We start from the raw sequence: 20,465 nt of genomic DNA on the forward strand, positions 1-20,465 counted from the left end.
AGGAGCGCAGTTTGTCCCTCGTCCACCCAGGCGCCCGGGCCTGCCTGCCATCCCCGGATGGCCCAGCACCGCCGCGGCCGCGAAGACGTGGCCGATGAGATCGGCCCGCCGCATCGCGTCCACACCGCGCAGGACGTGGTCGGCACCCTCCTCCGGGGGAACTGGGCGATCTTCGCCCACGAATGGGCCGATCCCGACGGGATCGACCCGCAGCACTGGCGGGACGTCGTCGAGGCCGCCGCGGAGGCGGCCGGGGTCGACGTCGAGTTCGTGGTGATCCCGCGCCGGTCCCTGACCGTCGTCTTCAACCGGGCGGCGCCGCCCACCTTCGAGCAGGTCCGCGCCTCGATCGAGGTCATCGAGCACCACCGGCGGCGGTCCTGAGCGGTAGCCACCTCACCCGACGAGGTGGCTACTTTTGCCTCTGGTCCTCGCCCATCGGGTGAGGAATGATCCATTGGTGACTCCTGGGCAACCGGTCAGACACGGCGGGCTATCGTCTGACCCGTTCGGGAAAACTCCGTGACACCTTGGATACCAGCGAAAGAACCTAGGAATTTACCAACAGTCACGGGACACTGGCTGAGGTAACTCACGTACCGTGACTGCCTCATGACCGACTGGTCGTCTCGTCGCCGGAGGTCATGCGCGACAGACGCGGTCTGCACAACAGGTCGGGAGATACGCATGGCAGCACCGCCGGATCGCGTCACGTTCCGCGAGGTGTTCGGGGTCGCCGAATTCCGGGCACTGTGGTTCGGCGAACTGCTGTCGATCGCCGGTGACCAGCTGGCGAGAGTCGCGCTCTCGATCCTGGTGTACAGCTCCACCGGCTCGGCCACGCTGACCGGCCTCACCTACGCGCTGACCTTCGCGCCGTCGCTGCTCGGCGGCATCTTCCTGACCGGGCTCGCCGACCGCTTCCCGCGGCGCACCGTGATGGTCACCGTCGACCTGCTGCGGGCGGGCCTGATCCTGCTCGTCGCCGTGCCCGCGCTGCCGTTCTGGCTGGTCTGCGTGCTGGTCGGGGCCGTTTCGCTGCTGAACCCGCCGTTCAAGGCCGCCCAGCTGGCCCTGCTCCCGCAGATCCTGGAGGGCGACCGGTTCGTCGTCGGCATGGGCGTGCGGACGATGACCGTCCAGACGGCGCAGCTGCTCGGGTTCGCCGGCGGCGGCGCGCTGCTGCTGGCCCTCGACCCGCACGTGGCGCTGGCGCTCGACGCGGCCACCTTCCTGCTGTCGGCGACGTTCGTCCGCTTTGGGGTGCGGTCACGGCCTGCCGCCGCGAACGCGGAGAAGCGGAAGTCGTTCTTCGCCACGATCGGCACCGGCGGCCGGGTGGCGTTCGCCAGCCCCGCGCTGCGGGCACTCGTGCTGTTCACCTGGCTGATGGGCCTGCTGCCGGTCTACGAGGGCATCGCTGCGCCGTACGTCGCGGCGGCGGGCGGTGGCGCCGGGCTCGTCGGGCTCCTGCTCGCGGCGGACCCGGTGGGCAGCGTGATCGGCACGTTCGTTTTCACGCGGTGGGTGCCCGCGGACGTCCGGCCGAAGCTGATCGCGCCGCTGTCGGCGCTGTGCGGGGTGCCGATGCTGGTGGGCTTCGCGCAGCCGGACCCGTGGGTGTCGTTCGTCCTGTTCGTCCTGTCGGGCGCGTTCGGCTCGGTGGCGCTGCTGCAGGCCACGGCGTCGCTGACGCTGGCCGTCCCGGACGAGAACCGGGCACAGACGATGGGGCTGTCGAACACCGGGCTGACGACGATGCTGGGGGTGAGCCCGCTCCTGGGCGGCGCGCTGACCGACTTCGTGGGGCCACAGACGACCGTCGGCATCTTCGGCGTTGCCGGATTGATACTTACGGTGCCGCTCGCCCTGGCGTGGCGGCGGTCGAGGACCGCGGCTGCCGATTCCGGGCATGACTGGGAAAGCCAGCGCGCCGAACACGCCTGAACGCGCTCAACACGCTGGTTTCGTCATCGCGACCTTGCGGCGCGGCTCCGGTCACTGATCTCTGGAACGCATCGCTGGCCACCCTTCGATCCGGCGTCCCGGAAAATGTACACACCTTAAGCCCTTGTGGACAGACGGCAAACGCGTTGAAACTGTCCGTGAGTGGTTCATCACCACCGAAGAGCACAAGGGTTTGGGGGAAAAATGGTCACATCGGGGGAACGGTCTGGACAAGGCGTGATTTCTGGTGTTGCCGGCTGGGCGCTGTGGCGGCGGCCGCCGCGCTGGATCGCCGTCACCCTCGCGGCGATCGCCGTGCTGGCAGGCTGGACGGCCGTCGCCACGGTCACCACGCCGATCACGCTCAAGCACCTGGGCATCCTCGGGCTGCTGGCCGGGCTCGCACTGGCGCAGACCGAGGTCAGCCGCCGGATCGAGCGCCAGCGGCGCATCCTGAGCGCCGGCCCGCACATGAACATGACGTCGGTGTGGCTGCTGCCCGCCGCGCTCCTGCTGCCGACCCAGCTGGTCACCCTGCTCGGCGTGACGCTCTACGTCGGCCTGGCCCTGCGGAGCTGGTCGGGCACCCGGCCGGGCCAGCCGCACCGGGTCGCCGCGAACGCCACCAGCGCCACGCTGTCGGCCTGCTCGGCGGGGCTGGTCACGCTGTACTCGGACGGGCTCAGCGTCCTGGCCGTCTCGATCGCCGTGCTCGTGTACTTCGTGGTCAACGCCGCCCTCACCGGCCTCGGCCTCTACCTCGCCAACCCCGAGGAGGCGACGGCCGAGAGCTGCCTCGGCGGCATGGACGACAACCTCCTCGAACTGTCCACCCTGTGCGTCGGCGGGCTGCTCGTGCTGGTGCTCGGCCACGAGCCGCTGCTGTCGGTGCTGGTCATCCTGCCGCTGTACGTGCTGCAGCGGTCGGTGCTGATCAAGCGGCTCGAGGAGCTGGCCACCACCGACCAGAAGACGCAGCTGCTCAACGCCACCACCTGGCAGGACGGCGCGCAGCGCGAGATCTCGCGCGCGGAGCGGGAGAACGGCAGCTTCGGCGCCATGATGATCGACCTCGACCACTTCAAGCGGATCAACGACACCTACGGGCACCTCGCGGGGGACGACGTGCTCAAGGCGGTCGCGGCGGTGGTCAAGCAGGAAACCAGGGCGCACGACCTGGTCGGCCGCTTCGGCGGCGAGGAGTTCGTCGCGCTGCTGCCCGCGACGTCCAAAGAGGACGCGATCGTCACCGCGGAGCGGATCCGGCAGCGGGTCAGCGAGCTGGTCATCAGTACCCGGACCAACGAGGGCGAAGCCGTCGACATCCAGCGGCAGACGGCATCCATCGGCGTCGCCGCGTACCCGCTCGACGGATCGTCCATCGAGGAGGTGATGGCCTCCGCCGACGCGGCCGTGTACGCGGCCAAGCACGGCGGGCGCAACCGGGTGGTCGGCTCGGTGGCACTCCCGGAGATGGCCGTCGCCTAGCGCAGCCGCTCGATGACGTCGCTCGCCTTGGCCTGCAGGCGGGCGACCCCGCCGACGGTGAACTCGGTGAGCAGGTCGATCAGGGCGTCCTGGTCCGGTGGCTCGCCGTCCCAGGTGGCCTGGACCAGTGACTCGGTCATGGCGAAGAACAGGGTGACGAGCGCGCGGTCCGCCCGGCCGGAGTCGATGCCGTGCGCGGCCCACCGCCGCCGGCTGGCTTCGGCGTAGACGGCGGCCAGCCTCTCCCTCAACCGGGTGAGAGCGGGGTCGCCCGCCCGCTCGGCCGCGCGGAGCACGCCGTAGGCCTCGGGGTGGTCGGCGACGAAGGTGACCATGTTGGCGTAGTTGGCGCGGGCCCATGCCCGCAGCCCGGACTGCGGATCGGTCACCGACGGGCCCGCGATGGCGGCGAACGCGTGCTCCTCCGTGACGGCCACGACCTCGGCGAACAGCGTCGCGCGGTCCCCGAACTGCTCGTAGACGGCCTGGCGCGAGACGCCGGCTTCGCGGGCGATCTGCTCGATCGTCGCGCCCTGCATCCCGTGCTGCGCGACGACCTTCGCCGTCGCGTGCAGTACGCGGGCGCGCTGCTCCCCGACCGGGAGCTTGCGCGGCCTGCCACGCGGAGCGGGGCTTGACATGGTGGTCCACCTCACGTGATTCTTTTTCCGACACCTGTGTCTGAAAAGGTGCTTCCCCGCGCACTCGTCCTGCTCAACGAGGAGCAAGCATGCGTATCTTCCCCCGTCGCGCCGTGTCCGCGGCCGTCGCCACGGTTTCGGTGCTGGCGCTGGCGGTCGCCGGCCCGCCGCAGGCCTCCGCCGCCTCCTTCTACGACCCGCCGTCACCCCTGCCGTCCGGCCGCGACGGCGACGTCATCCGCCACGAAGCGTCGACGTTCTACATCGACCCGATCAAGCTGATCAAGGCCGACGCCGAGGTCCAGCGGATCATGTACCTCAGCCGCGACACGCACGGCTCGCCGATCGCCGTCACCGGCACGGTGCTGACGCCGCGGTCGGCGTGGCACGGCGCCGGGGCCCGGCCGATCGTCTCCTACGCCGTCGGCACGCAGGGCGAGGGCGACGACTGCGCGCCGTCGAAGGCGCTGGCCGCGGGCTTCGAGTACGAAGGCCCGTTCATCGCCGGGCTGCTGACCCGGGGGTACGGCGTCGTCGTCACCGACTACGAAGGGCTCGGCACGCCGGGCGACCACACGTACGTCAACCGCGCGGCGGAGGCACACGCGGTGCTCGACGCGATCCGCGCGGCGCAACGGCTGCCCGAAGCGGACCTGCCGGACGACGGGCCGGTCGCGATCGCGGGCTACTCCCAGGGCGGCGGCGCGTCGGCCGCGGCGGCGGAGCTGCAGCCGAGCTACGCGCCGGAACTGAAGCTGAAGGGCGCGTACGCGGGCGCGGTGCCGGCGGACCTCGCCGAAGTCGCCAAGCTCCTCGACGGTCACTACGCGGTCGGCTTCCTCGGCTTCGCGCTGGTGAGCATGAACTACGCGTACCCGGAGCTGAACATCCCGGCACTGCTCAACGCCCGCGGCAAGCAGCTGTTCGAGCAGGTCCGGACCGAGTGCACGGTGGAGGCGATCGCCGCGCACGCGTTCACGCAGTCGGCGACGCTGACCAACGACGGCCGCTCGCTGACCGCGTACCTCGGCGAGGAGCCGTACCGGTCGCGGGTGGCGGAGCAGAAGATCGGGACGCTGAAGCCGTCGGCGCCGGTGCTGATCGTCCACAGCGCACTCGACGACATCGTGCCCTACGCGCAGGACCGCGACCTGGGCCGGACGTGGTGCGGCAAGGGCGTGAAGGTGCAGTTCAGCACCTCGCTGGTGCCGACGCACGTGCTGGGCGCGGTGCGGGCGTTCCCGGAGGCGTTCGCCTGGCTGGAGGGCCGCTTCGCCGGTCTCCCGGCCCCCGTCAACTGCGGCCTGTTCTGAGGTCTGCCGCGGCTGGTCGTGAGTGAGAAACAGGGGTTGAAAACAGGTTGTAACCAACCCCCCCGGGGGGGCCCTCAGGCCCGGGGGGGTGTTTGTGTTACCAACAGGTTTTAAACACTTTGTGACCCCCCCACGACCGGGCGGGTCACTTCAGGCCGGTGGCCTCGGACGCGGCCGGGTCGGAGTCGGCGAGGAAGGTCTTGCAGCGCTCGTACTCCTCGGTCTCGCCGATCTTGCCCGCGGCCTTGCCCAGGACGGCGAGGGCGCGCAGGAAGCCCTGGTTGGGGCGGTGCGACCACGGCACCGGGCCGAAGCCCTTCCAGCCGGCGCGGCGCAGCTGGTCGAGGCCGCGGTGGTAGCCGGTCCGGGCGTACGCGTACGCGGCGACGGTCTCGCCCGCGTCCAGGGCCTTCTCGGCCAGCGAAGCCCACGCCTCGCTGTAGTAGGGGTGTTCGGCCGCGACGGTGGCCGGATCGTTCCCGGCGTCGAGCGCGGCCTGGGCGGCGGTGTGCTCGGGCAGCAGCGTCGGCTCGGGGCCGAGCAGGTTGTGCGTCATGCCGCCCATTCTGCCCTCAGAAGAACAGCGCCCCGAGCACCCCGCCACCGGCCAGCACCAGGGCGGCGACCAGCACGCCCGCGACAACTCGTTTCGGCATCATGGCGGCACACCATGCCAAGCCGTCGCGGGCCAAGGCAAGTTGGCCACCCCTACGGGTGAACCCCGGTTTTCGGCCTTCTTAGCCCGCTCGTGACCATGACCGGCCATGATGTCGGGCATGGCCAAGGCAGTCGACGTCCCGGCGGACGTGATCCCGCGCAGCCCGCTCGGCAAGACGCGGCTGTTCTTCACGCGGCACTGGCACCGCGGCGCACCGGGGCAGCCGACCCCGGACTGGGTGCTGCGGTTCTGCTACGGCATGTGGCTGACGGCGTTCGCGTTCAAGCTGCTGGGCTCGTCGTGGGACATGTCGTGGCACTTCCGGTGGCTGCGCGACGACCTGGCCCCGCCGCACCTGATCAACACCGTCGGCACGGTGATCATCGTGGTGCTGGTGGCGATCCACAGCTACACGGGCCTGGGCTGCGACAAGCGTTCGCTGCGCCTGATGCAGATCGGCCTGCTGACGTTCCTGGTGGCGGCGCCGCTGGACGTCATCAACCACCGCGTCAACGGCCTCGACCTGACGGCGTGGAGCCCGTCCCACATGATGCTGTACCTGGGAACGGGCATCATGCAGGCGGGCGTCCTGCTGGGCTGGCTGCGGTACGCGCCGCCCGGCCGGTTCCGCACGGGTGTGCTGCTGGGGCTGTGGGCGTTCTTCCTGGAGAACACGTTCTTCCCGAACGGCCAGCAGGAGTACGGAATCCTCGGCCTGCGCGCGTGGGAACGCGGCGAGCCGGAGGCGGAGCAGTCCCTGTTGGACTTCGCGGCCAACCAGATCGGCCACCCGGTCGACCGGACGGCGGTGCTGCACTTCACGATGCCGATCCCGGAATGGGTCTATCCGTTGTGGGGCATCGGAGTCATGGCGTTGATCCTCGTTCTGGCACGGAGGACGCTGGGATTCCGCTGGGCGGCTTCTTCGGTGGCGCTGGCGTATGTCGCTTACCGGTCGGTGATGTGGCCGTTGCTGCTGGGACTGGGTTTCCCGGTGTCGACCGTGCCGTTCTACCTGCTTTTCGTGGGCCTGGCAGTGGATCTGGCGTTCCTGATGGCGTCGGGCCCGGTGCGCGCGGCCGCGGGGGCGTTGCTGGTGACGGCGTTCGGGTACGGGGCGCTTTGGGTGCAGTCGCAGTTCCGGCCGTGGATCCTCGGGGACGCGCACACGGAGTCGGCACCACCGGTCGCCTACTGGACGGCTTTGGCGGCGCTGGCCGGAGTGTTCGCGCTGTGGGCGGCCGCGGGTCCGCTGACCCGGCGGTGGACCGCGAGGCAGGCAACGCTGTAGCACCGCGTGCTACAGGGTGCTACACTTCAGGCGTGAAGGTCATCAGCCAGCGCGAATTCCGCAACAGCTCGGCCGCCGTCATGGACGCGGTCGAAGCGGGCGAGACCTACCACGTCACGCGCAACGGTGTGGAGATCGCCGAAGTGCGGCCGGTGCCGCGCCGCAAGCGGTTCACGGCCGAAGAGCTGTGCCAACGACACAAGCGCCTGCCACGGGTGGACGCGGCCGCCATGCGGCGCGAGGCGGACGAGTTCTTCGGCGGCGAAGACCGGATCGGCGACGGGGACAACCCCTGGGAGCGTCGGCGTGGCTGACCGTCATGCCTCCGGCGTGCTGGACACCTGCACCTATCTCGGCCTCGCGTCGCTGGACCCCGAGGTGCTCCCCGAGTATCCCGAGATCACCGCGGTGACAATGGCCGAGCTGCACCAAGGCGTGGCCATGACAGCAGATCCGGCCGAGAGAGCTGTGCGCAACGAGCAAGTGGCCGCGGCCATCGTCGAGTTCACCCCGCTGCCGTTCGACGACGAGGCGGCCGCGCGGTTCGGCACGCTGGTCGCCTTGACCGTGGCCGCGGGCCGGTCACCCCGGCCACGGCGCCTGGACCTGATGATCGCCGCGATCGCTTCCGTCCACGGGCTGCCGCTGTACACCCGGAACGCCAAGGACTTCCACGGCCTCGAGAGCCTGCTCGAAGTCGTCGAAGTCTGAACACGACGAAGGGCCGCCACAGCGAGTGGCGGCCCTTCGCGCGAAGAGACTTACTTGAGCTTCGTGCCCGCCGAGCCCAGGGCCTGGCAGGCCTCGACGACGCGGGCCGCCATGCCGGCTTCCGCCGCCTTCAGGTACGAGCGCGGGTCGTACACCTTCTTGTTGCCGACCTCGCCGTCGATCTTCAGGACGCCGTCGTAGTTCTTGAAGAAGTGGTCCGCGATCGGGCGGCTGAACGCGTACTGCGTGTCCGTGTCCACGTTCATCTTCACCACGCCGTACGACACTGCCGCGCGGATCTCCTCCGGCAGGGAGCCCGAGCCGCCGTGGAAGACCAGCTCGAACGGCTTGGCTCCCGCGTCCAGGCCGAGCTTCTTCGCCGCCGCTTCCTGGCCGCCTTTCAGGACCTCCGGGCGGAGCTTCACGTTGCCCGGCTTGTACACGCCGTGGACATTGCCGAACGTCGCCGCCAGCAGGTAGCGGCCCTTCTCGCCCGCACCCAGCGCGTCGATCGTCTTGAGGAAGTCGCCTTCGGCCGTGTACAGCTTCTCGTTGATCTCGGCCTCGACGCCGTCCTCCTCGCCGCCGACCACGCCGATCTCCACCTCGAGGATGATCTTCGCGGCCGCCGTCTTGGCGAGCAGCTCCGCGGCGATCTCGAGGTTCTCGTCGAGGTCGATCGCCGAGCCGTCCCACATGTGGGACTGGAACAGCGGGTTCTGGCCGTTCTTGACGCGCTCCGCCGAGATCTCGATCAGCGGGCGGACGAAGCCGTCCAGCTTGTCCTTCGGGCAGTGGTCGGTGTGCAGCGCGACGTTCACGTCGTACTTCGCCGCGACGACCTGGGCGAACTCCGCCAGCGCGGTCGCGCCGGTCACCATGTCCTTGACCTTCTGGCCGGACGCGAACTCCGCACCGCCGGTGGAGAACTGGATGATGCCGTCGCTCTCCGCCTCGGCGAAGCCGCGGATGGCGGCGTTCACGGTCTCGGACGAGGTCACGTTGATGGCCGGGTAGGCGAACTCGTTCGCCTTGGCCCGGTCGAGCATCTCCGCGTAGACCTCGGGGGTGGCGATGGGCATCGTTGACTCCTCCTTGGCACAGGGTGGTCCCGACCGCATCGTACGAGGTCCGCCGCCGCCGCACACCGGTCCCCGCACAGAAACTTTCCCGCACGTCGGATCGGTTCAGAAGGAGAAGGGTCCGGCCGCCGGCGAACCGGCGGCCGGACGGGGATCACAGCAGCTCGGCGGCCAGCGCCCGGTAGGCAGGCCACGGGTCCTCGTTCAGCACCTGGACGATCACCTGGTCCGCCCCCGCGTCGAGGTGGGCCGCCAGGCCGCGGGCGATCGTCGCCGCGTCCCCCTGCAGGGCCAGCGCGTCGACCAAGCGGTCGCTTCCCTCACCTTCGACGTCTTCTTCGGTGAAGCCGAGCTTGCGCAGGTTCGCGACGTAGTTCGACAGCCCGAGGTAGAATTTCACGGTCTTGCGGCCGATCGCGCGGGTCTCGGCGACGTCGGTGCCGAGGACCACCTTGTGCTCCGGAGCCAGCAGCTTGCCCGCGCCGAGGATCTCCCGCGTGCTGCGCGTGTGCTCCGGCGTGGTCAGGTACGGGTGCGCGCCCGCCGTGCGGTCGCCCGCCAGCTGGACGACCTTGGGGCCGAGCGCCGCCAGCGCCCGCCCGGCGACCGGGACGCCCGCCTCGTCGAGGCCGTCGAGGTAGTCGACCAGTGCCGCGTACGGCTTCTTGTACTCCTTCGTCGCTTCGCGGTGGCCGGCGCCGATGCCGAGCAGGAAGCGGTCCGGGTACTTTCCGGCGATCCGCTCGTACGCCCGCGCGATGTCCGCCGGGGCGTCCTGCCAGATGTTCACGATGCCGGTCGCGACGACCAGCGAGTCCGTCGCCGCGAGGAGCTCGTCGACGAAGGCGAGGTCGCCGCCGGGCGAACTGCCCAGCCAGATCGCGCCGTAGCCGAGCTTCTCCGCCTCCGCCGCGAACTTCGCGTCCACCTGGTTGTAGGACCGCCAGATTCCGAGCTTGCCCAGTTCGATTGCCATGGAACACCCCAACGCGCGAGACGCCGATTTTCCTCCCGGCTTCCCGCATTGTGGGAGCACCTCCCGTGAAATTGACCTACTGCTGGGTAGCTTACCGCGGGTAAGGTGAGGTACCGTGCCCGTGAAGCGACGTCTAGGAGGCACCGTGGCCAACCCGTTTTCGCTGCTCAACGGCACCAAGAAGGTCGACGGCAAGGTCGTGCTGATCACCGGCGCCGCCCGCGGCATCGGCGCCGGGCTGGCCGGACGGCTCGCCGCTCGCGGCGCCAAGGTCGCCCTCGTCGGGCTCGAAGCCGAGGAGCAGCAGAAGGTCGCCGACCGGATCGGGCCGGACGCGAAGTCCTGGGAAGCCGACGTCACCAGCTGGGACGCGCTCGAAAGCGTCACCAAGGACGTCGTCGCGCACTTCGGCGGGATCGACATCGTGGTCGCCAACGCCGGCATCGCGACCGCGGGCTTCGTCCGCTCGGTCGACCGGGCCGCGTTCGAGAAGGTCATCGAGGTCGACCTGCTCGGCGTCTGGCGGACCTTCCGCGTCACGCTGCCGCACGTCATCGAGCGCAAGGGCTACCTGCTGGCCGTTTCCAGCCTCGCCGCGATCACCCACGCGCCCGGCATGGCCAACTACGCCGCCGCGAAGGCCGGCGTCGAAGCCTTCTCGAACAGCCTCCGCGCCGAGGTCGCCCACCTGGGCGTCAAGGTCGGCGTCGCGCACCCGACGTGGATCCGCACCGACCTGGTCGAAAGCGCAGACGCGCACCCGGTGTTCGGCAAGCTGCGCGCGTCGATGCCGGGCCTGATCGGCAAGACCTATCCCCTGGACGTCGCCCTCGACGACCTGGAGGCGGGCATCCTCAAGCGCGCCCGGACCATCCACGTGCCGCGCTGGGTCGGCGGGCTCAAGCTGTTCCGCGCGTTCCTGCCGCCGATCGTCGAGATCGGCTCGCGCAGCCGGGTACCTTCGGCGGACCGGGCCGCGCTGGCCGACATCGAGGCGCGCGGCGCATTCGAGTCGGCGGTCACCGGCCACGGCGGGCGGGCCGCCACCAAGGGGTGAGCATGTCCCGTCGCGACCAGATCCGGATGACCGAGGACGAAGTGCGGGCGTACTTCGCCGAGCAGAAGGTCATCAACGTCGCCAGCATCGGCCCGAACGGCCGCCCGCACCTCGCGCCGCTCTGGTACTTCCCGCACGGGGACGGCGTCGCGACCTGGACATACGGCACGTCGCAGAAGGCGAAGAACTTCCGGCGGCTGCCGGAGGCGACCGTGCTGATCGAGGACGGCGACAGCTACGAGAAGCTCCGCGGCGTCTCGTTCGAGGCCGACGTCGAGATCGTCGAGGACACCGCCGAGGTCACCCGGATGGGCATCACGCTCATGCAGCGGTACGCCGGCGCCAAGCCCGGCGACCCGGTGCCCGCCGAGCTGAGCGCGTTCATCGCAGGTCAGGCCCCCAAGCGCGTCGGGCTGGTCTTCCACCCGACCAAGGTGGCCAGCTGGGACCACGGCAAGCTCGGCGGGACGTACTAACCAGTAGGGAGTACTTCCAAGTAACTGTTACCTGAGGTAACGTCATCTGGGCAGCATCCTCGAAGCAGCGGAGGCCGACAGATGACCGAGCGGTTCAAGGTCGTGATCGTGGGTACCGGGTTCTCCGGGCTCGGCCAGGCGATCCAGCTCGAAAAGGCCGGCATCCGGGACTACGTGATCCTGGAGAAGGCCGACGAGGTGGGCGGGACCTGGCGCGACAACTCCTACCCCGGGTGCGCGTGCGACGTGCAGTCGCACATGTACTCGTTCTCGTACGAGCAGAACCCGGGCTGGTCGCGGTCGTTCTCGCCGCAGCCGGAGATCTTCGCCTACCTCAAGGGCGTCGCGGACAAGTACCGGCTGCGCGAGAAGATCCGCTTCGGCGTCGAGCTCACCGGCGCACACTGGGACGAGAAGGAGCGCCGCTGGACGGCGACCACCAAGGACGGCCGGGAGTTCTCCGCGCAGTTCCTCGTCTCCGGCGTCGGCGGCCTGCACATCCCGCAGATCCCCGAGCTGCCGGGGATCGCGAAGTTCCAGGGGCAGACCTGGCACAGCGCGCGGTGGAACCACGAATACGACCTGCGCGGCAAGAAGGTCGCGGTGGTCGGCACCGGCGCGAGCGCGATCCAGTTCGTCCCGAAGATCGCCCCGGACGTCGAAAGCCTGACGCTGTTCCAGCGCACGCCGCCGTGGATCATGCCCAAGCCCGACCACGCGATGCCGGAGTGGGCGCAGACGCTGTTCAAGCGCGTCCCCGGCACCCAGCGCCTGTACCGCAACGCGCTGTACTGGCTGCTCGAAGCCCGCGCCATCGGCTTCAACGGCCACCCGGCGATCATGAAGGCGGGCGAGCTGATCGCGAAGCGCCACATCGCCAAGGGCGTCAAGGATCCCGCGCTGCGCCGGAAGGTCACGCCGGACTACACGATGGGCTGCAAGCGCGTCCTGATCTCCAACGACTACTACCCGGCGCTGAACCGGCCGAACGTCGAGGTCGTCACCGACGGCATCAAGGAGGTCCGGGCGCACTCGGTCGTCGACAACGCCGGCGTCGAGCACGAGGTCGACGCGATCATCTACGGCACCGGCTTCAAGGTCACCGACGCGCTGGAGTACCTCGACATCACCGGCGTCGACGGCCGCAACCTGGCCAAGGAGTGGGCCACCGAAGGGATGCAGACGCACAAGGGCATCACCGTCTCCGGCTTCCCGAACCTGTTCTTCCTGCTCGGCCCGAACACCGCGCTGGGACACAACTCCGTGGTGTTCATGATCGAGTCGCAGTCGCGGTACGTCGTCGACGCCATCAAGCTCGCCGACTCCCGCGACGCGGCCGCGCTCGACGTCCGGCCCGGCGTGCAGGAGAAGTTCCAACAGGAGATCCAGGACAAGCTGGTCAAGGGCGTCTGGACGCAGGGTGGCTGCAAGAGCTGGTACCTCGACGCCAAGGGCGTCAACCGGACCATCTGGCCGGGCTTCACCTGGCGCTACTGGCTCGAAACGCGCAAGGTCGACCCGGCCGACTACGAGCTGTCCGGCCGGGCGTCGTGACCTCGCCGGAGGAACAGCTCGTCCTGCACGCCCGGGACGTGAAGTTCGACTGGGCGGCGCTGCCGATGCACTGGATCCCCGGCGAACCGCAGGCCACGCACACGATCAACGTCCTGCACCTGGCGCTGCCCGAGGGCGAACGCTGGTTCGTCGAGGTGTTCAAGCAGGCGGTGCCGCTGATCCGCGACGAGCGGCTGAAGGAGGACGTCCTCGGCTTCATCGGCCAGGAGGCGGTGCACGCCGAGGCGCACGACGGCGCGGCCAGGCACCTCGAAGCCGCCGGCGTACCCGTGCGGCCGTTCGTGGCGCAGATGGAGTGGCTGTTCCGGAAGCTGCTCGGCGACCGCGGCCTCACCGGCCGGGCGGCCGAGGAATGGCTGGTCGAACGGCTGGGGATCATCGCCGCGATCGAGCACTACACGGCGTTCCTCGGGCAGTGGGTGCTCGACGCGCCGCTGGAGGCCGCGGGCGCCGACCCGGTGATGCTGGACCTGCTGCGCTGGCACGGCGCCGAGGAGGTCGAGCACCGGTCGGTCGCGTTCGACCTGTTCGTCCACCTCGACGGCCGCCACACCCGCCGGGTGCGCAGCATGGCGGCGGTGACGCCGGTGCTGGCGTGGGTGTTCGCCCGCGGCACGCGGTACCTGATGCGCAACGACCCGACGCGGCCGGGCCGTGCTTCGCTGCGGGGCTACCGCCGGGCGGCGAAGCGCGGGCTGCTGCCGACCGGACGGCAGCTGCTGCGGGAAATCCGGCCGTACTTCCGCAGGTCGTACCACCCGGCCCAGACGGGGAACACCGACCAGGCCGTGGCGTACCTGGCGAGTTCGCCCGCGGCGCGGGCGGCGGGGTGACGCTGGGGCGGCCGACCCGGCTCGACGGCAGCGGCCGGACCGACCTCCTGATGTCCACTTTGGTCGGTGTCGTTGGCGTGTACCGGCGGCTTGCGCAGTTCAGCGGGAAGCGGCGGCCGCCGGTCCGCGCGGTCGACCGGGATCTGCCGCTGGTCGTCGAGTCGGTGCGGGCCGAGGCCGATGACGTCGTCAGCGTCCGCCTGACCGGGCCGGACCTGCCGGGCTGGCGGCCGGGCGCGCACGTCGACCTCGTCCTGCCGTCCGGCCTGACCAGGCAGTACTCCCTCTGCGGCGATCCCGGCGACCGCTCGCACTACCGGATCGCCGTCCGGCGGGTCGGTGTCGCGTCGGCCGAGGTGCACGCGCTGGCGCCGGGCACCAGGGTCACCGTCCGCGGCCCGCGGACCGCGTTCCCGTTCGTCGGCGGCGGGCCGTTCCTGTTCGTCGCGGGCGGCATCGGGATCACGCCGATCCTGCCGATGGTCCACCGCGCGGCCGCCATGGGCGCGGACTGGCGGCTGGTCTACACCGGCCGCAGCCGGGCCTCGATGCCGTTCCTGGACGAGCTGGCGGGATACGGCGGCCGCGTCCGGATCCGCCCGGACAGCGAGTACGGCATGCCCGCCTCGGGTGCCGAACTCCTCGAGGACCTCCCCGAAGGAGCGTCCGTGTACTGCTGCGGCCCGGCGCCGATGATCACCGGCGTCCGCGTCGACTTGGCGCTGACCACCGCCAAGGCTGTCCACTTCGAGCGGTTCGCGCCGCCGCCGATCGTCGCCGGCGAGCCGTTCCGGCTGGTGCTCCGCAGGTCAGGGCGGGTGCTGGAGGTGCCGGGCGACCGCAGTGCCCTGGACGTCCTGCGCGAGGTGCGCCCGGAAACGCCGTATTCGTGCCGTCAGGGTTTCTGCGGGACCTGCGCGGTGCCCACGGCCGACGGCGGATCCGTGCGGATCTGCGTCGACCGGGGCAGCGCCGTGCTCGATCTATGACTCCTGCGGCAGCCAGGCACCCAGCACCGGGACGAACTCGCGGACCGTCCGCTTCGCGATGACGCCTTCGAGGAAGTACGGGTCCTGGTCGATCGTCTCCTTGAGGTGCGCCTCGTCGTCGGCCTGGTAGAGCGTGACGCCGCCGGTGCCGTCGCCGAGCGGGCCGCCGATCGCGACCCGGCCCTCCTCGGCCAGCTTCGAGAGGAACTCGCGGTGCCGCGGCCGGACGTCCGGCATCTTCTCCTGGACGTAGGTGATTTCGACGAGGTACCAGGCCATGTGGATCTCCGGGGTCGGGAGTGGACGGGACAAGATCGACGCTACCCGTGTCACAGTCGTGTACCAGCATCCGATCTGTGGCACCGGCAGTCCAACCCGATAGGCTGGGCGTGCGTCAGTACCTGTGTGAGCGCTGTGAATACCGTGAACCTGCTGACGCGACACACCGTGCAAACCGGGGTCGAGAACAGGCAGGGGTTCATGCTCGAGGGCAATGCGGAACGCAGTGTCGAGGCGACCCTCGGCCACCTGCGGGTCATGGACGGGCCGGCCCCGGCGCAGACAGCCGCGCCGCTGACCCTGGAGGACCTCTACCGCCAGCACCGGATGCGGCTGGTCCGGCTGGCGATCCTGCTGGTCGACGAGCCCGCGACGGCCGAGGACGTGGTCCAGGAGGCCTTCACCGGCCTGCACCGCAACTGGGGACGGCTGCGCGACGCCGCGGCCGCCGTCGGCTACCTGCGCACCGCCGTGGTCAACGGGTCGCGCAGCGTGCTGCGCCGCCGCAAGACCGCCCGCGAGTACGTGCCGCCGCACGCGGTGAACGCGCGCTCGGCCGAGAGCCTCGCGATGCTCTCCAGCGAGCACCAGGCGGTGGTCAGCGCGCTGTCCAAGCTGCCGCCCCGCCAGCGCGAGGTGCTGGTGCTGCGGTACTACGGAGGGCTGAGCGAAGCCGAGATCTCCGAGGCCGCGGGCATCTCGAAGGGTACCGTCAAATCGACCGCCAGCCGGGCGCTCGAAGCGCTGCAGAAGGCCATGCAAGCCCCACAGTGACCCGGGTGGACCATTCCAGTCACCGAGTCGTATCACCATGCTTGGTCCAGACCAATATATGCTGGGGTGCGTGAGAGGCGCCGGAGATTTCGTGATCATGGGCGGCCGGGTCGCAGCCCCGGACCGCATACTCGACGACGGCTGGGTGGCCGTCTCCGACGGGCGGATCGCCGGCGTGGGTTCCGGGAACCCGCCGTCGGGCGAGCACGTCGACGTCGGCGGCGCGCTGGTCGTGCCCGGCTTCGTCGACACCCACTGCCACGGCGGGGGAGGCGCCTCCTTCACCTCGCTCGATCCCGAGGAACTCCGGACGGCGGTGCGGGCGCACCGCCGTCACGGCACCACCACCATGCTCGCCAGCCTGGTCTCGGACCCGGTGGACATCCTGCGTGAGCAGATCGCGGCGCTGCGTGAGCTGGTCCAGGACGGCGAAGTCGCGGGCATCCACCTGGAAGGGCCGTTCATCTCCAAGGCCCGCTGCGGCGCGCACGACCCGGAGACGCTGCTCGAGCCGGACACCGGCACGGTCGAGAAGCTCCTGCGCGCGGGCCAGGGCGCCATCCGGATGGTCACCATCGCCCCCGAGCTGCACGGCGGCGTCAAGGCGGTCCGGCAGCTGGCCGAGTCCGGCGTCATCGCGGCCATCGGGCACACCGACGGCGTCGAGGAGCAGCTGCTGCCCGCGATCGACGCGGGCGCGACGGTCGCGACCCACCTGTTCAACGGCATGCGGCCGCTGCACCACCGCGAGCCCGGCCCGATCGGGGCGCTGCTGGACGACGAGCGCATCACCATCGAGCTGATCTGCGACCTGGTGCACCTGCACCCGACCGTGGTCCGGCTGGCCGCGAAGCACGCGGGCCGCGACCGGACGGTCCTGATCACCGACGCGATGTCCGCCACCGACGCGGCCGACGGCCGCTACACGCTGGGCAGGCTGGAGGTCGACGTCCACGACGGCGTCGCCACCCTCGCCGACAACGGCTCGCTGGCCGGCAGCACCCTGACGATGGACGCCGCCTTCCGTAACCTGGTCCAGGGTGCCAGACTCGGCATTCTCGACGCGGTCCACGCGACGTCGCAGCGGCCCGCCGAACTGCTCGGCATCGCCGATCGCACCGGGATGCTGTGCCCCGGCTACGCGGCCGACCTCGTGGTCCTCGACCGGGACCTGCGGCCGTCCAAGGTGCTGCGCCGGGGCGAGTGGGTTGCCGAGGTGGGTACGGCTACCTTGAGCACATAGGTTTCCAGCGAGCGGACGGGCGGAGATGAGCGAGCCGAAGGACCCCGAGCAGCTGCTGGCGGACGCCCTTCGCGCGCAGGCCGTCTTCGCCCCTTCGGCGGCACCGTCCCGCGAGCCGGAGCCGGGCACCGACGCGGTCCCGACCGCCGCGATCAACGAGCTGCCCTCGGCGTACGGGCTGCTGTCGGGCGCGGGCGCGGACTCGCTGGAGCGCGAGCGCGCGGCCCTCGACGCCGCCTCCGAAGCACCGACCGCGTACGCCCCGCGGCCGCCGGAGCCCCCGCGCCAGGCCGCGCAGCTTCCGGCGTACTGGATTCTGTTGCTGGCGGTGCTGCTGGGACTCGCCGCGGGCTCCGTGGTGGGGCTGCTGACCCTGGTCTGACCCGGGTCTCAGTCACGACTCAGGGTGACCCTGTACCGTTTTCGAGGTGATTCTCGCCCAGAGCACGGTCAACACGATGTCGCTGCTGCCGTCATGGCTGGACCCGCAGCACCTGCTGAGCGGCCTGACGACGCCGGTCATCGCGGTGCTGTGCCTGATCATCTTCGTCGAGAGCAGCATCTTCCCGGTGCTGCCCGGCGACTCCCTGCTGTTCACGGCGGGCCTGTTCATCGCGAACGGCACGCTGAAGGCCCCGCTGTGGCTGGTGTGCGTGCTGGTGACGGTCGCGGCGCTGCTCGGCAACGTCGTCGGCTACTACATCGGGTACTTCGTCGGCCCGAGGCTGTTCAACCGGCCGGATTCGAAGTTCTTCAAGAAGGAATACGTCGACAAGACCCACGAATTCCTCGAAAAGCACGGCCCGAAGGCCGTGGTGCTGGCCCGCTTCGTGCCGTTCGTGCGCACGTTCATCACGTGGATCGCGGGCATCGGCCGGATGGACCCGAAGCGCTACTTCACGTACACGGTGCTCGGCGGCATCCTCTGGGCGGCGGGCATCACGGTGCTCGGTTCCCTGCTGGGCAACATCTCGTTCATCCGCGACAACGTCGACGCGATCTTCGTGCTGATCGTGCTGGTGTCGGTCGTGCCGATCGCGCTGGAGTACCTGAAGTCGCGGCGCGAGAAGAAGGCGGTGGCGGAAACCGACGCCGAGGTGACGCAGCGGATTCCGCGGATCAGGGACTGAACGTCCCCCTCCAGGCGAAGGGCCCCACCGGTCGGCGGTGGGGCCCTTTTTTCTGTCAGGTCATGGAGAACATCGAACCCGGGTTGAAGAGGTTCTCGGGATCGAGGGCCCGCTTGATCTCCCGATGCACCCGCAGGCCGACCGGCCCGATCTCGCGTTCCAGCCACTCGCGCTTGATCTTGCCGATCCCGTGCTCGCCGGTCACCGTGCCGCCGAGGGACAGCCCGACCTCCAGGATCGCGTCGAACGCCTGCCGGGCGCGGGCGAACTCGTCGGGGTCGTCCGGCTGGTAGACGATCGTCGGGTGCATGTTGCCGTCGCCGGCGTGGCCGACCACCGCGATGCGCAGGCCCACCTCTTCGCTGATCTTCTCGCAGCCGCGGATCAGCTCGGCAATGCGCGTGCGCGGCACGCAGACGTCGTCGGTGAGCCAGATGCCGTACGTCTCCAGCGCCGTCAGCACGACCCGGCGCGCCTGCAGGAGCATGCGGCCCTCTTCGAGGTCCTCCGTCGTGTACGCCAGGTGCGCGCCGCAGTCGACGCAGATCTGCTCCAGGGCCGCCAGCTCGCGGCGGGCCACCTCGCCGCCCGCGTCGGACTGGCCGAGCAGCAGCGCCTGGCAGTCCGAGCCCGCACCCAGGTCGGTCTTGAGGTAGGTCTCCGACGCCTTGATCGACGACGCGTCCATGATCTCCAGCAGCGACGGCACAAGCCCTTCGCGCACGACACGGGCGACCGCCTCCCCCGCCGCTTCGGTGCTGGTGAAGCCCGCGACGAGCGTCGCCGGAGCCTGCGGGAGCGGCTTGAGCTGGACGGTCGCCTGCGTGATGACGCCGAGCGTGCCTTCGCTGCCGACGAACAGGCGCGCGAGGTCGTACCCGGCGACGCCCTTGACGGTCCGCCGTCCGGTCTTCAGCAGTGAGCCGTCGGCCAGGACGACTTCGAGGCCGAGCACCGAGTCGGTGGTGACGCCGTACTTCACGCAGCAGAGGCCGCCGGCGTTGGTCGAGAGGTTGCCGCCGATCGTGCACCAGTCGTAGCTGGACGGATCCGGCGGGTAGAACAGCCCGTGTTTTTCGACGGCGGTGCGGAAGTCGAGGTTGACGACACCCGGCTGCACGACGGCGAGCCGGTTGCCGGCATCGATCTCGACGATCCGGTCGAGCTTGGTCAGCGAGAGGACGACACAGCCGTCGACGGCGTTGGCCGCGCCGGAGAGGCCACTGCCCGCCCCACGCGGCACGATCGGCACCTTCGCTTCGCCGCACGCCTTGACCACGGCCTGCACCTGCGCGGTGTCCACGGGCAGCACCACGGCCAGCGGCCGCCCCGACGGCGCGAGCGGCATCATGTCCCGCGCGTAGGAGGCGGTGACGTCGGCGTCGGTGAGCACCGCGTTCCTGCCGAGCAGGTCGCGCAGCCGGGTGACCAAAGCTTCGTTGCCCATGGCCTCATCGTAAGCCCGCAGAGTCCGCACTGCGGAAGTTTTCTTTCGAATTTGCCGGACGCTAGCGGATCAGGCCGAGCAGCTTCTCGACGTGGATCGTCAGCACGACCCGCTGGTCGGCGACCATGGCCTGGCGGTACTCGTCCCAGTCCGGGTGCTCGCCCGCGGCCCGGCGGTAGTACTCGACCAGCGCCTCCACCGTCGGGTCGTCCGGCGCGGCCGCCGGCGGGGTCAGCTCCGCGCGACCCTCCACCACGACGTAGCTGCGGCCGTCCTCGCTGCCCACGTGGAACGTCACCCGCGGGTCGCGGCGCATGTTCTTCGTCTTCGCGCGGGTCTCGGTGATGGACGCGGTGATCGTGTCCGGCTCCGCGTCGTAGAGATAGGTGATCGTGGACAACTGGGGCCGCCCGTCGCGGCGGATCGTTGCCAGGACGCCGTGGCCGTGGCCTGCCAGGAAGTCCTTGAGCACTGTGTCGTCGGTCATACCCCTTCCAACTCCCTAGGGCCGCCGTTGTTCCGGAGCAGCCCCGGAGAAATGTGCTTGCATACGGC

Annotated in this window: 23 protein-coding genes; 16 read left to right on the forward strand and 7 right to left on the reverse strand. The window is 70.1% G+C overall.

Annotated elements, in window-relative coordinates; translation table 11 throughout:
- The first annotated feature begins 57 nt into the window (after positions 1-57).
- The 3 genes from ABJI51_RS09555 (at position 58) to ABJI51_RS09565 (ending at position 3,435) form a co-directional block, all read left to right on the forward strand.
- Positions 58-384: a hypothetical protein gene (locus tag ABJI51_RS09555; protein WP_348949284.1), complete on the forward strand. Its 327-nt coding sequence runs from the start codon at positions 58-60 to the stop codon at positions 382-384.
- A 303-nt stretch (positions 385-687) separates the two neighbouring features.
- Positions 688-1,947 carry an MFS transporter gene (locus tag ABJI51_RS09560; protein WP_348949286.1) on the forward strand — a complete coding sequence of 420 codons (1,260 nt, stop codon included), beginning with the start codon at positions 688-690 and terminating at the stop codon, positions 1,945-1,947.
- Positions 1,948-2,151: 204 nt separating this feature from the next.
- Positions 2,152-3,435 (forward strand): GGDEF domain-containing protein, encoded by a 1,284-nt coding sequence (locus tag ABJI51_RS09565; RefSeq protein ID WP_348949288.1) that lies wholly within the window; start codon positions 2,152-2,154, stop codon positions 3,433-3,435.
- Here ABJI51_RS09565 and ABJI51_RS09570 read toward each other — a convergent pair.
- Positions 3,432-4,076 carry a TetR/AcrR family transcriptional regulator gene (locus ABJI51_RS09570; RefSeq protein ID WP_348949289.1) on the reverse strand — a complete coding sequence of 215 codons (645 nt, stop codon included), beginning with the start codon at positions 4,074-4,076 and terminating at the stop codon, positions 3,432-3,434. The two genes, ABJI51_RS09565 and ABJI51_RS09570, sit on opposite strands and share 4 nt — an antisense overlap.
- An 89-nt stretch (positions 4,077-4,165) precedes the next feature.
- On the opposite strand from ABJI51_RS09570, the gene ABJI51_RS09575 reads away from it, so the two are divergent.
- Complete coding sequence (locus tag ABJI51_RS09575) at positions 4,166-5,389, forward strand: lipase family protein (RefSeq protein ID WP_348949291.1); 1,224 nt, start codon at positions 4,166-4,168, stop codon at positions 5,387-5,389.
- Between the two features lie 145 nt (positions 5,390-5,534).
- On the opposite strand, the gene ABJI51_RS09580 is transcribed toward ABJI51_RS09575, so the two are convergent.
- Entirely contained in the window at positions 5,535-5,945 is a 411-nt protein-coding gene (locus ABJI51_RS09580) for a DUF3151 domain-containing protein (RefSeq protein WP_348949293.1), read from the reverse strand.
- Between the two features lie 220 nt (positions 5,946-6,165).
- On the opposite strand from ABJI51_RS09580, the gene ABJI51_RS09585 reads away from it, so the two are divergent.
- From ABJI51_RS09585 to ABJI51_RS09595, 3 genes are read left to right on the forward strand one after another with little or no spacing between them, the layout of a single operon-like run.
- A complete protein-coding gene (locus tag ABJI51_RS09585; RefSeq protein ID WP_348949295.1) occupies positions 6,166-7,338 on the forward strand; it encodes a hypothetical protein in 1,173 nt (390 codons plus the stop codon).
- Between the two features lie 32 nt (positions 7,339-7,370).
- Positions 7,371-7,652 (forward strand): type II toxin-antitoxin system Phd/YefM family antitoxin, encoded by a 282-nt coding sequence (locus ABJI51_RS09590; protein ID WP_348949297.1) that lies wholly within the window; start codon positions 7,371-7,373, stop codon positions 7,650-7,652.
- A complete protein-coding gene (locus tag ABJI51_RS09595) occupies positions 7,645-8,049 on the forward strand; it encodes a type II toxin-antitoxin system VapC family toxin (protein ID WP_348949299.1) in 405 nt (134 codons plus the stop codon). The genes ABJI51_RS09590 and ABJI51_RS09595 overlap by 8 nt, the downstream gene beginning before the upstream one ends.
- 50 nt (positions 8,050-8,099) lie before the next feature.
- On the opposite strand, the gene fbaA is transcribed toward ABJI51_RS09595, so the two are convergent.
- Positions 8,100-9,131 carry a class II fructose-bisphosphate aldolase gene (fbaA, locus tag ABJI51_RS09600; protein WP_348949301.1) on the reverse strand — a complete coding sequence of 344 codons (1,032 nt, stop codon included), beginning with the start codon at positions 9,129-9,131 and terminating at the stop codon, positions 8,100-8,102.
- A gap of 154 nt (positions 9,132-9,285) precedes the next feature.
- Positions 9,286-10,107 (reverse strand): LLM class F420-dependent oxidoreductase, encoded by an 822-nt coding sequence (locus tag ABJI51_RS09605; RefSeq protein WP_348949303.1) that lies wholly within the window; start codon positions 10,105-10,107, stop codon positions 9,286-9,288.
- Positions 10,108-10,252: 145 nt separating this feature from the next.
- Here ABJI51_RS09605 and ABJI51_RS09610 point away from each other — a divergent pair, with 145 nt between their 5' ends.
- The 5 genes from ABJI51_RS09610 to ABJI51_RS09630 all read left to right on the forward strand — a co-directional run bounded on the left by ABJI51_RS09610 (position 10,253) and on the right by ABJI51_RS09630 (position 15,037).
- Complete coding sequence (locus tag ABJI51_RS09610) at positions 10,253-11,164, forward strand: SDR family oxidoreductase (RefSeq protein ID WP_348949305.1); 912 nt, start codon at positions 10,253-10,255, stop codon at positions 11,162-11,164.
- A 2-nt stretch (positions 11,165-11,166) separates the two neighbouring features.
- A complete protein-coding gene (locus ABJI51_RS09615; RefSeq protein WP_348949307.1) occupies positions 11,167-11,640 on the forward strand; it encodes a pyridoxamine 5'-phosphate oxidase family protein in 474 nt (157 codons plus the stop codon).
- Between the two features lie 81 nt (positions 11,641-11,721).
- Positions 11,722-13,194, forward strand: coding sequence for a flavin-containing monooxygenase (locus ABJI51_RS09620; protein ID WP_348949309.1), 1,473 nt, complete (start codon positions 11,722-11,724; stop codon positions 13,192-13,194).
- Entirely contained in the window at positions 13,191-14,048 is an 858-nt protein-coding gene (locus ABJI51_RS09625) for a metal-dependent hydrolase (protein WP_348949311.1), read from the forward strand. The genes ABJI51_RS09620 and ABJI51_RS09625 overlap by 4 nt, the downstream gene beginning before the upstream one ends.
- Positions 14,049-14,098: 50 nt before the next feature.
- Positions 14,099-15,037 (forward strand): PDR/VanB family oxidoreductase, encoded by a 939-nt coding sequence (locus ABJI51_RS09630; RefSeq protein ID WP_431605594.1) that lies wholly within the window; start codon positions 14,099-14,101, stop codon positions 15,035-15,037.
- Here the strand turns inward: ABJI51_RS09630 and ABJI51_RS09635 are convergent.
- Positions 15,032-15,316: a YciI family protein gene (locus ABJI51_RS09635; RefSeq protein ID WP_348949798.1), complete on the reverse strand. Its 285-nt coding sequence runs from the start codon at positions 15,314-15,316 to the stop codon at positions 15,032-15,034. The two genes, ABJI51_RS09630 and ABJI51_RS09635, sit on opposite strands and share 6 nt — an antisense overlap.
- A 201-nt stretch (positions 15,317-15,517) precedes the next feature.
- On the opposite strand from ABJI51_RS09635, the gene ABJI51_RS09640 reads away from it, so the two are divergent.
- The 4 genes from ABJI51_RS09640 (at position 15,518) to ABJI51_RS09655 (ending at position 18,463) form a co-directional block, all read left to right on the forward strand.
- On the forward strand, positions 15,518-16,090 hold the full coding sequence (locus tag ABJI51_RS09640) for an RNA polymerase sigma factor (protein ID WP_163046624.1): 573 nt from the start codon (positions 15,518-15,520) through the stop codon (positions 16,088-16,090).
- A 91-nt stretch (positions 16,091-16,181) separates the two neighbouring features.
- Positions 16,182-17,333 carry an N-acetylglucosamine-6-phosphate deacetylase gene (gene nagA / locus ABJI51_RS09645; RefSeq protein WP_348949800.1) on the forward strand — a complete coding sequence of 384 codons (1,152 nt, stop codon included), beginning with the start codon at positions 16,182-16,184 and terminating at the stop codon, positions 17,331-17,333.
- A 25-nt stretch (positions 17,334-17,358) separates the two neighbouring features.
- Entirely contained in the window at positions 17,359-17,715 is a 357-nt protein-coding gene (locus ABJI51_RS09650; RefSeq protein WP_348949315.1) for a hypothetical protein, read from the forward strand.
- Positions 17,716-17,761: 46 nt separating this feature from the next.
- Entirely contained in the window at positions 17,762-18,463 is a 702-nt protein-coding gene (locus tag ABJI51_RS09655) for a DedA family protein (RefSeq protein ID WP_348949317.1), read from the forward strand.
- A gap of 55 nt (positions 18,464-18,518) precedes the next feature.
- On the opposite strand, the gene ABJI51_RS09660 is transcribed toward ABJI51_RS09655, so the two are convergent.
- Positions 18,519-19,910, reverse strand: a complete 1,392-nt coding sequence (locus tag ABJI51_RS09660; RefSeq protein ID WP_348949319.1) for an FAD-binding oxidoreductase — start codon at positions 19,908-19,910, stop codon at positions 18,519-18,521.
- Positions 19,911-19,971: 61 nt separating this feature from the next.
- On the reverse strand, positions 19,972-20,397 hold the full coding sequence (locus ABJI51_RS09665; protein WP_348949320.1) for a PPOX class F420-dependent oxidoreductase: 426 nt from the start codon (positions 20,395-20,397) through the stop codon (positions 19,972-19,974).
- Positions 20,398-20,465: the final 68 nt, after the last annotated feature.

Source organism: Amycolatopsis melonis (assembly GCF_040064235.1).
GTDB lineage: Bacteria > Actinomycetota > Actinomycetes > Mycobacteriales > Pseudonocardiaceae > Amycolatopsis > Amycolatopsis melonis.

Coding starts and splice junctions, on each gene's coding strand:
- ABJI51_RS09555 (WP_348949284.1), top strand. CDS start 58: ATGGCCCAGCACCGCCGCGGCCGCGAAGACGTGGCCGATGAGATCGGC.
- ABJI51_RS09560 (WP_348949286.1), top strand. CDS start 688: ATGGCAGCACCGCCGGATCGCGTCACGTTCCGCGAGGTGTTCGGGGTC.
- ABJI51_RS09565 (WP_348949288.1), top strand. CDS start 2,152: ATGGTCACATCGGGGGAACGGTCTGGACAAGGCGTGATTTCTGGTGTT.
- ABJI51_RS09570 (WP_348949289.1), bottom strand. CDS start 4,076: ATGTCAAGCCCCGCTCCGCGTGGCAGGCCGCGCAAGCTCCCGGTCGGG.
- ABJI51_RS09575 (WP_348949291.1), top strand. CDS start 4,166: ATGCGTATCTTCCCCCGTCGCGCCGTGTCCGCGGCCGTCGCCACGGTT.
- ABJI51_RS09580 (WP_348949293.1), bottom strand. CDS start 5,945: ATGACGCACAACCTGCTCGGCCCCGAGCCGACGCTGCTGCCCGAGCAC.
- ABJI51_RS09585 (WP_348949295.1), top strand. CDS start 6,166: ATGGCCAAGGCAGTCGACGTCCCGGCGGACGTGATCCCGCGCAGCCCG.
- fbaA (WP_348949301.1), bottom strand. CDS start 9,131: ATGCCCATCGCCACCCCCGAGGTCTACGCGGAGATGCTCGACCGGGCC.
- ABJI51_RS09605 (WP_348949303.1), bottom strand. CDS start 10,107: ATGGCAATCGAACTGGGCAAGCTCGGAATCTGGCGGTCCTACAACCAG.
- ABJI51_RS09615 (WP_348949307.1), top strand. CDS start 11,167: ATGTCCCGTCGCGACCAGATCCGGATGACCGAGGACGAAGTGCGGGCG.
- ABJI51_RS09620 (WP_348949309.1), top strand. CDS start 11,722: ATGACCGAGCGGTTCAAGGTCGTGATCGTGGGTACCGGGTTCTCCGGG.
- ABJI51_RS09630 (WP_431605594.1), top strand. CDS start 14,099: ATGTCCACTTTGGTCGGTGTCGTTGGCGTGTACCGGCGGCTTGCGCAG.
- ABJI51_RS09635 (WP_348949798.1), bottom strand. CDS start 15,316: ATGGCCTGGTACCTCGTCGAAATCACCTACGTCCAGGAGAAGATGCCG.
- ABJI51_RS09640 (WP_163046624.1), top strand. CDS start 15,518: ATGCTCGAGGGCAATGCGGAACGCAGTGTCGAGGCGACCCTCGGCCAC.
- ABJI51_RS09650 (WP_348949315.1), top strand. CDS start 17,359: ATGAGCGAGCCGAAGGACCCCGAGCAGCTGCTGGCGGACGCCCTTCGC.
- ABJI51_RS09660 (WP_348949319.1), bottom strand. CDS start 19,910: ATGGGCAACGAAGCTTTGGTCACCCGGCTGCGCGACCTGCTCGGCAGG.
- ABJI51_RS09665 (WP_348949320.1), bottom strand. CDS start 20,397: ATGACCGACGACACAGTGCTCAAGGACTTCCTGGCAGGCCACGGCCAC.